This is a genomic window from Pseudomonas sp. CFBP 13719, assembly GCF_014842095.1.
GTDB lineage: Bacteria > Pseudomonadota > Gammaproteobacteria > Pseudomonadales > Pseudomonadaceae > Aquipseudomonas.
In genome coordinates this window covers 1-14,380 of record NZ_JACYVB010000012.1, presented here as the reverse complement: position 1 = coordinate 14,380, position 14,380 = coordinate 1, and the positions used below count along the sequence as shown (strand labels likewise).

The window sequence follows — 14,380 nt, the reverse complement described above, 5'->3', positions numbered from 1 at the left end:
CCGTCGCGGAGCAAGGCTGTTCGGTTGCCGCCAACGCTGTTGCTACTCCTTGGTCAGGTCCACCAGCGGCGTCTGCCGCACTTCGGTCTGGCGCTCGCCCTGAATCGTCTCGATGGTTTTCAGCGCCTTGTCCACGGCCGGTTTGTCCGCCAGCAGGCTGTAGCTAATGCTGAAGTGCTTCTGCTGTTTGGGCTCGATGGTCGGGACCAGATTCAGAGGCCGCTGGTAACGACGGTTGTAGGAAAAGCTGGTGCCCGGCTCCAGCCCGGTCACATAGCCCTGGCCTTGCGTGTCGGTGTTCTTCCACAACGAAAACACCGGCAACTGCTGGACGTTGAAACCCACCGCCACGCCCAGGCTGCCGGCCTTGTTGTGCAGCACGGTCAACGTGTCGCCCTTGGCATCGCCATAGGGCACCACGTTGTACACCGTCTCGTCATAGTCCTTGGTGGGTGCGCGATAGCTCTGCCAATCGCCCAGATCAGCCTTGGCCTTGTCGTTGAAAGGTGACACCTGCTTCACCGCCGCCGCAAAACGCGCGCCCTCTTCCAGGAACGGCGTGCTGAAATTGCTGTGGTACAGCGCCTGGTATTCCTTGGGGTAGTCGCCATTGTTGGTCAGCGTATCGTTGAGCACGAAACGCGCCGCCCCCGGCTCGGTCACCAGCTCGGTCTGCGCGGTGAAATCGACCTTCTTGAAGGCCTGCTCCTGCAGCTCGCCGCGCACATGAATCGCATACGGCGGCGCTTCGTCGATGTGCACCGTGACCTTGCTGGCCGGGATGTTCGCAGCGCGACCGTGCAGGGTCAGCAGCTCACCGTTGTCCATGCCCGGATGGCCGACCCATTCGTAGCCGCAGCGCGTCACCAGTTCGTTGAAGCCCTCCAGCCAGCCGAGGCCTCCCCGGCCATTGAGCTCGATGAAGGCCGGATTGACCACTTCTTTCACGGGCGAATCCCAGCCCATCCGCGCGTCGCCCACCTGGGCGTAGAGCACATTCATGCCCCGTGTAGGCACCAGCGTCAGCTTCATGGTGCCGTTATCGATGTCGATCAGGCTGACACCTTCCTGGCGCCCCCCGTGCAGCGTGCGCATCGTGATGGAGAATGGCTTGTCGAGCTTGATGCCCAATTGTTCGCTGGTGATGCGCTGGTTCTGCGCAGGCTTGTCGCTGTCCAGCAACACGAAGTCCCAGGCCAGAGCGTGGGAGCTGAGGGTGAATGCGGAGATGGCACAGGCGAGGGGAAGCAGTTTCATGAGGGGGCCCTTTCTTGGAGTTATGGATCATGCGGTGAATCGATTCAGCTATCAACCGAGTCTAGTCCCCTTGCGCCCATTTGGAAATCCGCGTGTAGCAGCGGCGCAAGCCGCGTCCGCTGCACCGCGTACTCTCCCCCGGTTGCTATGTGAACGTGTTACTCAGCAGGACGCTGATACGCCTTCACGATCGCAGAAAAATCCAGCTGCCCTTCTCCCCGCAAGCTCATTGCCTGATACAGCTGTTGTGCTACGGCACCCAGAATCACCGGCTGGCGTGCCTGCTTCGCCGCTTCGGTAGCCAGCCCCAGGTCCTTCAACATCAGCTCGGCGCCGAAACCCCCACTGTACCCGCGGGCCGCTGGCGCTGTTTCAATGACCCCTGGCCATGGATTGTAGGTATCCGAACTCCAGCAACGCCCGGTAGAGCTGTTGATGATGCCTGCCAGCACCTGTGTGTCGATGCCCAAGGCATTGCCCAATGCCATGGCTTCCGACACGCCGACCATGGAGATGCCCAGCAGCAGGTTGTTGCAGATCTTGGCGATCTGCCCGGTGCCGACCTCGCCACAATGGACGATGTTGCGGCCCATCTGCGCCAGCACCGGCTGCAGCTGGCCGAACAATTGCGCCGACGCACCGACCATGAAGGTCAAGGTACCCGCCTGAGCGCCACCGGTGCCGCCCGACACAGGCGCATCGGCCAGATCAACGCCCTGCCTGGAAGCTGCAGCAGCGATATCGCGCGCAGTCTGCGGATCGATGGTGCTGCAATCCACTGCTGGCGTACCCGCACGAATGCCAGCAAGGACGCCTTCCTCACCCAGGTAGACGCTGCGCACGTGCGCCGCTGCCGGCAGCATGGTGATCACCAGTTCGCCCTGGGCAGCGGCGTTCTTGGGCGAGGCGCTGACGTGGCCACCCAATTGCGCCAATTCGGCCAGTACGTCCTGGTTCAGATCGAACACATGCAGCGTGTGGCCTGCCTTGAGCAGGTTGCGCGCCATGGGCGCGCCCATGTTGCCCAGGCCTATGAAAGCAATGTTCATGGCAATGCCCTATTTCAAGTTGATGGTGGTGTTGACGCCGTCGTTTACGCTGTCATCGTCGAACCAGCGCGCTGTGACCGTCTTGGTCTGCGTATAGAACTGCACCACCTGCTTGCCATAGGGTCCGAGGTCACCAAGCTTGGAGCCACGCGACCCGGTGAAGCTGAACGACGGCACCGGTACGGGAATCGGGATGTTGATGCCTACCTGGCCCACGTCGATCTCGCTCTGGAACTTGCGCGCCGCCGCGCCGCTCTGGGTGAACAAACCCACGCCGTTGCCGAACGGGTTGGCATTGACCAAAGCGATGGCTTCATCGAGGGTATCCACCTCCAGAGTGATCAGCACCGGCCCGAAAATCTCCTGGGTGTAGATCTGCATGTCCGTGGTGACACCGCTGAACAAGGTCGGGCCAACGAAGTTGCCCTGCTCGTATCCAGGCACCTGCACACCGCGACCATCGAGTTCCAGCGTCGCGCCTTCCTCGACACCACTGTCGATCAAGGCAGTCACACGCTCCAGCGCACGGCGGGAAATCACCGGGCCGACGTCGGTGCCCGGTTCATTGCCAGCGTTGACCTTGAGCTTCTGTGCCAGCGCCTTCATATCGGGAATCCACTCGCGCGACTTGCCTACAAGCACGGCGACCGAGGTGGCCATGCAACGCTGCCCAGCTGCACCGAAGGCGGCCCCGACCAGTGCGTTAAGCGTTTGCTCGCGGTTGGCGTCCGGCAGTATCACGGCGTGGTTCTTCGCGCCCATCATCGACTGCACGCGCTTGCCATGCCGGCCGGCCAGGTCATACACGTGAGTGCCGACAGCGGTCGAACCGACGAACGACACCGCTTTGATGTCGGCATGGGTGCACAGTGCATCGACGACGTCCTTGCCACCGTGCACCACGTTCAATACACCCGGCGGCACGCCCGCTTCCAATGCCAGCTCCACCAGCTGGACCGTGGAAAGCGGATCCTGCTCCGAAGGCTTGAGCACGAAGGTGTTGCCGCAGACGATCGCCATGGGGAACATCCACAGCGGAATCATCGCCGGGAAGTTGAACGGCGTGATTCCCGCGCACACACCGATGGGCTGACGCAACGTGTAGGTATCGACACCACCGGCGACGTTCTCGGCGAACTCGCCCATCTGCAGGCTACCGATGGAGCAGGCATGCTCGACCACTTCCAGGCCGCGGAAGATGTCGCCCTCGGCATCGGCAATGGTCTTGCCCTGCTCGGCACTCAAGGTCTGCGCAATGCGCTTGGAATGTTCCCGGATCAATGCCTGCAGCTTGAGCATGATGCGCATGCGCGCACCTAGTGGCGTCAGGCGCCAGGTCTTGAACGCACGCTGCGCGGCGGCTACTGCGGCATCGACCTCGTCGGTCGTGGCGAAGGGCACCCGCGCCAGCACTTGCTGGGTGGCGGGGTTGACGATGTCACGCCATTCCTGGGTGGTCGAGGCGACCCACTGCCCATCGATCAGCAGTTTTACATCGTCGATCTTGCTGGCATTCGGTTGAACGGACACGTTCATGGATGACCTCCGCGTATTTATTGTTGTGGCGAGACGGTTCTGCGATGGAGTATAGATGCTGCAAACATCTAACAAGAACTCACAATAAAGCCGGTCCAACATGCAAAAAGACCTTAGCAGCCTGAACTGGGACGATCTCAAGTTCTTCCTCGAAGTGGCCCGCACCCGCAAGGCCAGTATCGCGGCCAAACGCCTGGGTGTGGACTACACCACCGTATCGCGGCGCATCGGCTCGCTGGAAAATGCCTTGGGTACCCTGCTGTTCGAGAAGTCGCGGACCACAGGCTTCGTCCTCACTGCCGAAGGGCAGCGCCTGCTCGCGTCGGCCGAGTCGATTGAAAGCACCCTGCACATGGCCTGCGAGCAGGTTTCCGGGTCCGGCGTGGCGCTGTCAGGGCATATCCGCATGGGCTGCACCGAAGGCTTCGGCAGCTTTTTCATCACCCCGCAGCTGAGCCATTTCGTCGACACCTACCCGGCCATCTCGGTCGATATCCTGCCGCTGCCGCACTTCATCAGTCTGTCCAAACGCGAAGCCGATATCGTCATCGCCCTGGAGCGTCCCGAGCATGGGCCCTATGTCTGCTGCAAACTCTGTGACTATCGGCTCAAGCTGTATGCCACACGGACCTATCTGGATCGTCATCCTCCCATCGAAAGCAGCGCCCAACTCAGCGAGCACCGGTTCATCAGCTACGTCGACGACCTGGCCTTCAGCTCCGAGTTGCTGTACCTGAACAAACTGCTGCCCAACGTCAACGCCGGGCTGCGCAGCACCAGCGTGATTGCCCAGTACACCGCAGCGCTCCAGGGACATGGGCTGGTCATACTGCCGTGCTTCCTCGCCGCCCAGGACGAACGCCTGGTGGAAGTCCTGCCCGAAGAAGTCGATATCACTCGGCAGTTCTGGATGTACTGCAGGGAGGACCTGCGCAAGCTGAAACGGATTACGCTGTTGTGGGATTACATCCGCAACGTCACCGACCGCAACGCTGCGCTATTGATGGGCCAGTCCCGCACCACGCAACCCCTGTAGCAGCGGCGCAAGCCGCGTCACGCACGTCTCACGACTTCCATTCAAGCATCAACCCACTGAGTCTCTTCACCCGGCGCCGCACAGCCTCTTCGAACACACCCTTGCGGGTCTCGACCAAGGTGAACCAATGCTTGGCACGCGTGATGCCGGTGTAGATCAGCTCCTTGGTCAACACCGGATTCAAGGCGTCGGGCAGGATCAGCGCCGTGTGCGCGAACTCCGACCCTTGGGATTTGTGCACCGTCATCGCATAGACCGTTTCCACGTCATTCAAGCGACTTGGCAGCACAAAGCGGATGCCGCCCTGCCCGTCGTTGCGGGGAAAGGCCACGCGCAGCACCATTCGATCGCGCTCGCCACCCTCGGGCAGCATCAGGGCAATGCCGATGTCGCCGTTCATCAAGCCCAGGCCATAGTCGTTGCGTGTCATCAATACAGGCCTGCCCTCATACCAGGGTTGGCCACCCTCAATGAGGTGCGCTTGGGTCAGGGCCTGGGTCGCGCGGGCGTTCAGGCTTTCCACACCCCAGGGCCCCTTGCGCACGGCGCACAGCAACTGGAACTCATCGAAAGCGTTCAGCAACCCACGGGCCCAGGTGGCCCAGGCTTCATCTTCCAGGCGCGTGTCGGCCGGCGGGCGGGCGGCGTCGATCTGCTCCAGGTAACGCCGGTAGCCTTGCGGTCCGTCGGCGTTGCGACCATGCCCGTCCAGCAACAGGCGCAGCAACGCCACATCGTGTTCGCCCTTGAGCGGCAGCCAATGAACATCGGGATATTGGCCCTCCTGCAGCAAGGCACGGGCGCCGTCGGCGTCCTGCAGGTTGACCCTGGCTGCCAGTTGGCCAATGCCGCTGTCCTCGCCGAATCGGCGCGAGTGCCGCAGCATCACCACCTGCTGCGCCAGGGCGTGGTCATGCTCGTTGCCTTCGAGCAGCCCGCTGCGTGCGAGGTCCTCGCCGCTGACCTGCTCCAGCCAGGCACGCGTCGCCGGGCTGTAGTAGCCGGCCTCGGCCTGGCTGCACAGGTCGCCCAGCACCGCACCTGCCTCGACCGAGGCCAACTGGTCCTTGTCGCCCAGCAGCACCAGCCGGGCATGGGGCGGCAGCGCATCGAGCAGGTTGGCCATCATCTCGAGGTCGATCATCGAGGCTTCGTCCACCACCAGTACGTCCAGGGGCAAAGGGTTGGCCGCATCATGACGAAAATGCCGCGTGCCCGGACGGCTACCCAGCAGGCGATGAACCGTGGTCACCTCGGTCGGAATACGCGCCTTGATTGCGGCGTCTACCTGCAGGCTCTGGACCTGCAAGCTGATCGACTCGGTCAGCCGCGCCGCCGCCTTGCCGGTCGGTGCCGCCAGCCGAATACGCAACGGTTTGTCCTGCGCCACCGCGGGTCCTTGCAGGAGTGCCAGTAGACGCACCACCGTGGTGGTCTTGCCCGTTCCCGGGCCGCCCGTAACGATACTGAAAGCACCCCGCACGGCGAGCGCGCAAGCCAGTTTCTGCCAGTCGATCCGAGCCCCGTCGGTGGCCCCGAACAATTGCGTCAGACGTTGTGCCAGGTCCTCCGGTACCGGCTCCCGCGCGTCCAGCCGCTGACGCAGCGCATCACCGATACGCCGCTCGTACGCCCAGTAACGACGCAGGTACAGGCGCTGGCTTGAAAGCACCAGAGGCGAGCTGCCTGTCGGGTCATCTGCGCTCCCCACCAAGGAGCTTTTAGCCAGGCTGGCCAGCCAGGCTTCGGCACCCAGGCCTTGAAGCAACTGCGATGGCAGCAGGGCTACGCCCCCTTGCAAGTCGCCTTCGGGTGGCAGGGACAAGGCAAAATCCGGTGCCTGCAGCGTCGCCGCCAGATCCAGGCAGACATGCCCATGCCCCAGCTGGTGGCTGGCGAGGGCGGCAGCGAGCAGTACCAGAGGGTCGCCCTGCGGGTCGAGGTCGGCAAGAAACGCTACGAAGGCTTTGTCCAGCGCACGCAGCCAACCGCGCTCCACCCAGCGCTCGAGCAACGCCAACAGGTCGGCCGTATGTGTGCGGGGCTGCAATTGAGCAAGGCTGTGTGCATCCAGCGGGGTGGGCAGCAGATCGGCAAACGAGCGGGTCATGGTGCACTTTCCTCGAACAGGTCGGCCTGGACATCACGGCGTCCACCTTTGAAAAGCGCATCTAGTTCCTCGATGAGCTCACGGGGTGGCCGTGTGAAGTAAACGCCCTGGCTGGGCGCCCCCAGGCCGCGCAGAAACACGAACGCCGCACCGCCCACGTGTTCGTCGTAGTCGTACCCTGGCAGCCGCGCCTTCAATTGGCGGTGCAAGGCAAGCAGGTAAAGCACGTATTGCAGGTCGTAGCGGTTGGCCAGAATGGATTCGGTCATCGCAGCGTGGGTATAGGCGGCATCATCCGGACCCAGCCAGTTGGATTTGTAGTCGGCAACGTAATACTGCCCCTGATGCTCGAAGCACAAGTCGATGAAGCCCTTGAACATGCCGTTGAGCATGGCGCCTTCGGCTGGCATTCGAAGCACGCCGGGATGCGTGTACTGGCGCACCAGGGTATCGAGACGGCTTACGTCGACCTTGTGGCTGGCGAACCAGAACTCCATCTCGATCTGATATTGGTCAAGATCGGCCATGCGTACCGGGGCTCGTTCGGACCCAAGCTGCAATGGCTCGTCGATGAAGCGCCGCAACCAGTCGTCGAGGGTGGGGATCCAGCCGCTCCAGCCGCGTCGACTGCAACGCCGCGCGACGTTGTCGGCCAATCGTTCCGGGGCCGCGGCAACGCTGGCGAAGCCTTCGCGCCCTGCCCATTCCAGCAAGCCGTGCAGAAAAGTACCCGGCCCGGGGCCACGGGGAAAACGGTGAATGTCACCACTGGTGGCCGGCACCTCGCGCGGCACCTGCGCGTCCAGGCGCTCATCGTCCATCAGTTTCTGCTCGAGAGCGCTGTCGGGCGCCTGGTCATCATCCGCGCCCAACGTGTCGCTGATGCGCAACGCGCTGTAGGACGCTATCCACCAGCTCTCCCGCGCACTGCGCTTTGGCAGGCGCACCTTGAGCAACGCGGCGTCGCTGCGCATCGGTACATAACGGGTATCGTCCGCCTCCGGCACTGGCACGCTCACGATATCTGCGCACCCCGCACTCGACGCCTCCAACCAACTCGCAAGCTGGCTTGCGTCGGCAAGCGGCTGCCCGCCGCCAAGCAGGTAACCGATGGCCGAGCGATGGAACACCGACTCCTTGGTTGTGCCACGCTTGAGGTCGGCGATGCCGAGCCAACAGCCGTGCTGTGCCCGGGTCAAGGCCACGTAGAGCAGGCGCAAATCCTCGGCCAGACGCTCGTCATCCGCCAGCGCCACCTGTTCGGATGTAGGGCTCAGCGTCAACTGCGCGCGGTGGCTCGCGTCGTGGTAGATCAATGGCAATCGCTTGCCATCGACCGGTTTGCAACTGCAGATGAAAGGCAGGAAGACCAACGCATACTCGAGCCCCTTGGACTTGTGGATGGTCACCACCTTGACCAACTGCTCGTCGCTTTCCAGACGCAGGATGTGCTCCTCCGCCGCACTGCCGGACAGCGCCAGCTGTTCGCTCAGATGACGAATCAGCGCCTGCTCGCCGTCCAGCTCGCTGGACGCCTGCTGCAACAGTTCGCACAGGTGCAGCAGGTTGGTCAGGATACGCTCGCCATCGTCGCGGCCGATCAGCGCCAATGGCAGGTCGAAATCGTGCAGCAGGCGGCGCAGCATCGGCAGCACGCCCTGGGTGCGCCAGATATGTCGATAGCCACGAAACTGCATGACTCGCGCTTCCCACTCCAGCTCGCTCAGGTTCAACTGCTCCAATTCGTGCAACGAGCGGTTCAGCGTCACGCTCGCCAACGCGGCGCGAAGCTGCCGCTCCGAGTCAGGCTCGGCGCACGCCTTCAGCCAGGCCAGCAAATCGTGGGCCTCCTGCGCGGCAAATACCGAGTCCTTGTCGGACAGGTACACACTGCGGACTCCACGGTCGGTCAGCTCGGCACGCACGGCCTGGGCCTCCTTGCCATCGCGCACAAGAATGGCGATATCGGCCGGCAGAATACCGCTGACCCTGCGCTGTTCCACCTGAAAGCCTGCGTGCCCGGCTTGCCCCGCGTTCAACAGGCGCACGACTTCCGCCGCACAGGCGCCGGCCAGCGCCTTGCGGTAGGCGACGCCGGAAACAGGCTGGTCGCTGGGCAGATGCCAGAGCGTCAAGGCCGGTACGGCCTGCCCCTCCACGATCAACGACTCCTTGCGCCCTTGCGCCCGCACATCCAGAAACGGCACAGGGTTTTCATCCCCTTGTCGGAACAGGAATGCACCTCGCCCCTGCGCGCGCTGCTCGGCCTGCATGAACATGTGGTTGACGGCCCCGACCATGGCCTTGGTAGAGCGGAAGTTGGTACCCAACGTATGCAGCCTGCCCTCGGTCGCCCGACGTGCCTGCAGGTAGGTATGGATATCCGCACCCCGAAAGGCGTAGATCGCCTGCTTGGGGTCACCAATCAGGAACAGGCCGGTTTCCTGGTCGTTGCTCTCGATGTGATAGATACGTTCGAAGATGCGGTACTGAACCGGATCGGTATCCTGAAACTCATCGATCAGGGCTACGGGAAACTGTTCACGAATCAGCTCGGCCAACTGTTCGCCGCCGGCGCCCTGCAGGGCTCGATCCAGACGCACCAGCATGTCGTCGAAGCCCATCTCTGCACGCCGGCGTTTTTCTTCCTCGAAGCGCGCGCCGATCCACTGCGCTGCATGCTTGAGAACCGCGCTCTCAGGCGTTGGCAGAGCCGCCAGTGCCGCAGGCAACTCGACCATCGCCCGCAAGCCGGCGTGCTCCGGCGCCTCACCTTTCCAGGCCTCGGCCATGCCATCGGGGGTCAAGCGGGTAAAACCGGTACCGATATCCAGGTCGTGTTGGTTTGGATCCGTAGCCCAGGCAGTGATCTTTTCAAACCAGGGTTCGAAGTAGCGTGCCTGCATCTTGCGGCCATCGACTGCCTTGGCCGCCACCGCCTGCAGGCAAATTTCACGCAACTGGGTGGCCCACTGCGGCCAAGGTTCCTTGAGTTCGACCAAGGCTCGCTCACGCTCGGCCAGGCAGCGTTCGATCAGCTCGCCGGGCTCATCGCCCGAGACATCTCCCTGCACATGTGCGAACAACCCCCGCACCCGGCCAAGCAATGCCGCAGGCCCGCCAAGATGAGCGCGTACCCAATCCAGCGCAGCACCATGCATCGGGTAATAGAACCGCCGCCAATAGTCACGCACGACCTCGCCCAGCAGTTCGCTGTGATCGGTTTCCAGACTCTGGGTGAACAGGCTGCCGCTGTCGAACGCGTGTTCGCGCAGCATGCGCTGGCACCAACTGTGAATCGTGGAAACAGCGGCCTCATCCATCCACTGGGCAGCGATATCCAGTCGACTGGCACAGGCCGGCCACTGCGTCAGCTCTAATTCGTCGCGCAACTGCTCGACGAGTGCATCCGGTGCCGTTATTTCGTTTCGGAAAAACCGCGCGGCTTCGGCCAAACGGATCCGAATGCGCTCGCGCAGCTCCTTGGTTGCGGCATCGGTGAAGGTCACAACCAGGATCTGCGGGGGCAGCAGTTCGCGCCCGAAGCCGTTGATATCGCCACCATGGCCGAGTATCAAACGCAGATAGAGCGCGGAAATGGTGAATGTCTTGCCGGTGCCGGCGCTGGCTTCGATCAGTTGGCTGCCACGCATTGGAAAAGCCAACGCCAGTGGACGTTCGAGCGATGTCATGAGCGCGCCTCTCCATCATCAACCGAGCGCCAGGGCGCCTCCAGCATGGGCTGGTACAAGGCTTGCGCCCAGCCTTCGAATTCTTCCCCATCCATCAAGGCATCGAAATCAGCGAACTGGCGCATCAGTGCCATCGCTTCCCTACGCTCGCCATTACTGGTCACGCCATCGCCCTCGTACGCTTTGCGTGCTGCCACCAAAGCCTTCTCCTCATCGGTATTCGAAAGCCAGGCCACGGCCGTCTTCACCGCTACCGGCAGCGGCCGGGTCATTCCTGCCTGCCGGGCCAGCAGCAAATCGCTCAGGGCGTTTCGAGCCTGGTCCAGGGGCAGTGGATCGAGCAGCAGGGTATCGTCACTGGCAACTACCGCCGTGGTCAGCGGCAACCCAACGGCGCAGGACGCCAGGTGCAGCACCCACGGGCGTACCAGCCGATGCCACTTGCGCGAGCGCACGCCGCCAATGGCGTTGGCAATCGTTGAAACACTGAGGTAGTTGCCGTCTTCACGCTGGTAGACACCCGCCAGCCATCCCTCCAGCACGACGCCCTCGGCCTGGAAGGTGATCGGCAGGGCGCTGTCCAGTCGCGACGGCCACGTGACGAGCAACTGACGGTACCGCTCGAGCAGATCGGGCAGCGGTTCGATCAACTCCTCGCGCAACCGCGTGCCGAACTCCGCCATGGGCAACAGCCCGCTGCCCTGCAACTTGCGCGCGTGGTTTTCCAGCGAGTCGGCGATTTCATCGGTACTGGCCATGCCGGCTGCCAGCAGGCTGTCACTTAGCGTGTAACGCTCCAACGCATCGAGCACGAAGGGCTCAATGTCGGCTACGGGCTTTTCCGCCGATTCGAAGAAAACTTTCAGCCGTTGGCTGAAGAAATGCCTGACAGGATTGCGCAAAAAGTCCTGCAACTGAGCCACACTCAGTGGCTCATCCTGGATATGAGCCGACAGAGGCGACTGTGCATGGGGTGCGGCTACCTGCGCATGCAAGTGCTGCCACTCCCTTGCAAAGCTGAAAAGAGCTGGGTTGCCCTGATGAAAATACCGGGCGCTGAAAGGTTGGAGAGGATGCTCCAGCGTGAGCGCATGCAATAGCTTCTCCCCGCTTGCCGAGTTGTCCAGCGCCTCATCGCCCGACAGCCTCCAGCCACTGGCCAAATGATCTCGCAGTTGCCCGACCAGTACCGATGGCGGCCGTTCGCTGTTGTCTCTGATACTGCGTCCTACCCAACTGATATACAGCTGTTCGCGGGCCGAGAGCAGCGCTTCCAGCAACAGATAGCGATCATCCTCGCGCCGCGAACGGTCACCGGGGCGATAATCGCTGCCCATCAGATCGAAATCGAGCGGCGGTTGCGCCCGAGGGTAGTCGCCGTCATTCATGCCCAACAGGCACACGATCTTGAATGGAATTGCACGCATCGGCATCAAGGTGCAGAAGTTGACGGAGCCTGCCAGAAAGCGCTGGCTCAAGCGGCCCTGATCCAGGCCCGCAAGCCAGGCTTCACGCACCACTGTCAACGGCAACGCTTCGACCAGCCCTACGGCCTCGCAGGTTTGTAGCCACTCTTCACGCAGCTCTTCGAGCTGGTTGAGCAGGTACTCGTCGTGCTCGGTGTCGGCGGTGAAGAACAGCTGCAGCATTTGATGCAGGCGAACACCCCACTCTGCCGGGCTGGCCGTGCGATCAAGTTGCTGACAGGCCACTTCCAGGGCATCCAGCAGCGCTGCCAGCGGGCCAATGAGCGCTGCGTCCAAGCCGCCGATCTCGTCATAGGGCTCGATATCGCTGCAGCCCACACCGGTTCCGACAGCATAGCCAAGCAACATCCGCCGCAGGCCAAAACGCCAGGTGTTCTGTTCCAGCTCGATCGGCAAGCCTAGGTGCTGGCGGTGCGGCGCGTGGAGGCCCCAGCGAATGCCCGCGCCTTCGATCCAGCGACGTAAGGTCGGTAGATCACGCTCCTGTATCGCGAACCGACGCCGCAGGGCAGGCACGTCCAGAAGATCGAGAATCTCGCTCACCGGGAATCGGCTGTCCGGCAGCTTGAGCAGATGCTCGACCGCTATGAGCAGTGGATCTCGCCCACGCTGCCCCTGATCGGTCAGTGTGAAGGGAATGAATCGGCGGTCTTCCCGGTCCAGTTGGCCAAACACTGCGCGAATGTGCGGCGCATAGCTGTCGATATCCGGCACCATCACGATCACGTCGCGGGGACGTAGTCCCGCATCGGCACTGAACCGTGCCAACAACTGGTCGTGAAGAATCTCCACTTCGCGCTGTGCACCATGAGCGACATGGAAGCGAATGCTCTTGTCGGTCTTGATGTCCACGCTTGGCCAGGTGGACTGCGTTTCACCCAGAGGGCGCAGCTCCAGAATGTCGTCTTGCAACTGAGCTAACAGATGCTGTGGCTCGCTTTCGCTGAAGAGGTCGATGCGACCCTCTTGAAACGCCGACTGATAGCTGGCGGGATCGTCATAGCTGTCGAGCAGGTTGATGTAGTCACGGCCTTGCTTGCCCCATGCAGCGAGCAATGGATGTGCATGCTGATGAAGGCTGTCGGCGTCCAGCACCGCTGGCATCCCTTGTTTGCGAGCCTGGCGCTTGTATTGATGACGCAGGAGGTCCTTGTCCGCCACGATATCCGTCCAATGATGCCGACAGGGGTTGTGCACACACAACAACACCTGGCTGAATCGACCCAGCGCCGCCAGGGCTTCCAGGCCTTGTGCAGGCAATGAAGAGATACCGAACACGATGACCCGCGAGGGTAGCGCTGACGGCGCTCGATCCAGCGCCGCTGCCGCCTCCATGAAACGCTGATGCACGCCTGCCCGGCTTTGCGCCATGCCTTCGGAGCCGACATCCTGAAGCAGTGCCCGCCACAGTTCCGCCTGCCAGCAGTTGCCTACCGGCAGAGGCTTGCTCAGCCCCCTGCCATTGCGCAGCTGATGCTTGCCCTCCGCCCAGTCCTGCAGCCAATCCGCGCGGTAGACCTGGTATTGGTCGAACAGGTCCGCCAGACGCTCGGACAGCTGGTAGCGCTTGCGCAGGTCGTTGTCGTCGAGCAGGAAGCGCTGCAGGGGTTCGAAATGTGGCTGGTCAATCAGTTGCGGCAGAAGGCGCATCAAGCGCCAGGTGAGCGGCGCCTTGTCGAGCAGCGAGGAAGAAGGGATCTGGTCTTGCCCCAGTACGCTCCGATACAACTGCCACATGAAACTACCCGGCAACTGCACGTCTACCGCTGCGGAAATGCCTACGCCGCCCTCGTCATCCGGGCCTTCGTCCGCAGCAAGCGCGAGCTTGAGCCACTGGGCAATACCATTGCTCTGCACCAGGATGATTTCATTTTCCAGCGGACGCAGTGGATACAGGCGCATCCAGCTGACGACAAGACTGCGCAGTTCGTCCAGACGATTGCCGTGTACAACCATGAAACCGGGGGTAAGAGGCGACACAGCCGACATGGGCGAAGTCCTTGAGATAAGCGTGAATCAAGGTTCAACCTTATCAGATGTGGCTTCGCGAGTTGAGCCAGCCGGATCTGCCCTACCTGTAAGAGACAGCTGAGTGTTGAACTAATAAGTAGGAGGGGTCTTACAAAAAACGCTAAAAAGACAAAACCCCTACCTGCTGGCGCAGATAGGGGTTTCGGAATTCAATCTTGACGATGACCTACTCTCACATGGGG

7 protein-coding genes are annotated in these 14,380 nt (G+C 62.3%); 1 reads left to right on the top strand and 6 read right to left on the bottom strand.

What is annotated here, in order from left to right; translation table 11 throughout:
* Positions 1–42 precede the first annotated feature (42 nt).
* The 3 genes from IFT57_RS24835 to IFT57_RS24825 all read right to left on the bottom strand — a co-directional run bounded on the left by IFT57_RS24835 (position 43) and on the right by IFT57_RS24825 (position 3,842).
* Entirely contained in the window at positions 43–1,257 is a 1,215-nt protein-coding gene (locus IFT57_RS24835; RefSeq protein WP_192153011.1) for an aldose 1-epimerase family protein, read from the bottom strand.
* Positions 1,258–1,415: 158 nt separating this feature from the next.
* Complete coding sequence (gene mmsB, locus IFT57_RS24830; RefSeq protein WP_122480249.1) at positions 1,416–2,306, bottom strand: 3-hydroxyisobutyrate dehydrogenase; 891 nt, start codon at positions 2,304–2,306, stop codon at positions 1,416–1,418.
* 9 nt (positions 2,307–2,315) lie between these two features.
* Positions 2,316–3,842: a CoA-acylating methylmalonate-semialdehyde dehydrogenase gene (locus IFT57_RS24825; protein ID WP_122480250.1), complete on the bottom strand. Its 1,527-nt coding sequence runs from the start codon at positions 3,840–3,842 to the stop codon at positions 2,316–2,318.
* A gap of 100 nt (positions 3,843–3,942) precedes the next feature.
* On the opposite strand from IFT57_RS24825, the gene IFT57_RS24820 reads away from it, so the two are divergent.
* The gene (locus IFT57_RS24820; protein WP_192153010.1) at positions 3,943–4,878 is read left to right on the top strand and encodes a LysR family transcriptional regulator; all 936 of its coding nucleotides are present in this window, start codon (positions 3,943–3,945) and stop codon (positions 4,876–4,878) included.
* 28 nt (positions 4,879–4,906) lie between these two features.
* On the opposite strand, the gene recD is transcribed toward IFT57_RS24820, so the two are convergent.
* Genes recD through recC form a run of 3 tightly spaced genes read right to left on the bottom strand, consistent with a single transcriptional unit; the run spans position 4,907 to position 14,156 of the window.
* Positions 4,907–6,988 (bottom strand): exodeoxyribonuclease V subunit alpha, encoded by a 2,082-nt coding sequence (gene recD / locus IFT57_RS24815; protein WP_192153009.1) that lies wholly within the window; start codon positions 6,986–6,988, stop codon positions 4,907–4,909.
* Entirely contained in the window at positions 6,985–10,680 is a 3,696-nt protein-coding gene (recB, locus tag IFT57_RS24810) for an exodeoxyribonuclease V subunit beta (protein WP_192153008.1), read from the bottom strand. The genes recD and recB overlap by 4 nt, the downstream gene beginning before the upstream one ends.
* Positions 10,677–14,156 carry an exodeoxyribonuclease V subunit gamma gene (gene recC, locus IFT57_RS24805; RefSeq protein ID WP_192153007.1) on the bottom strand — a complete coding sequence of 1,160 codons (3,480 nt, stop codon included), beginning with the start codon at positions 14,154–14,156 and terminating at the stop codon, positions 10,677–10,679. The genes recB and recC overlap by 4 nt, the downstream gene beginning before the upstream one ends.
* Positions 14,157–14,380 lie beyond the last annotated feature (224 nt).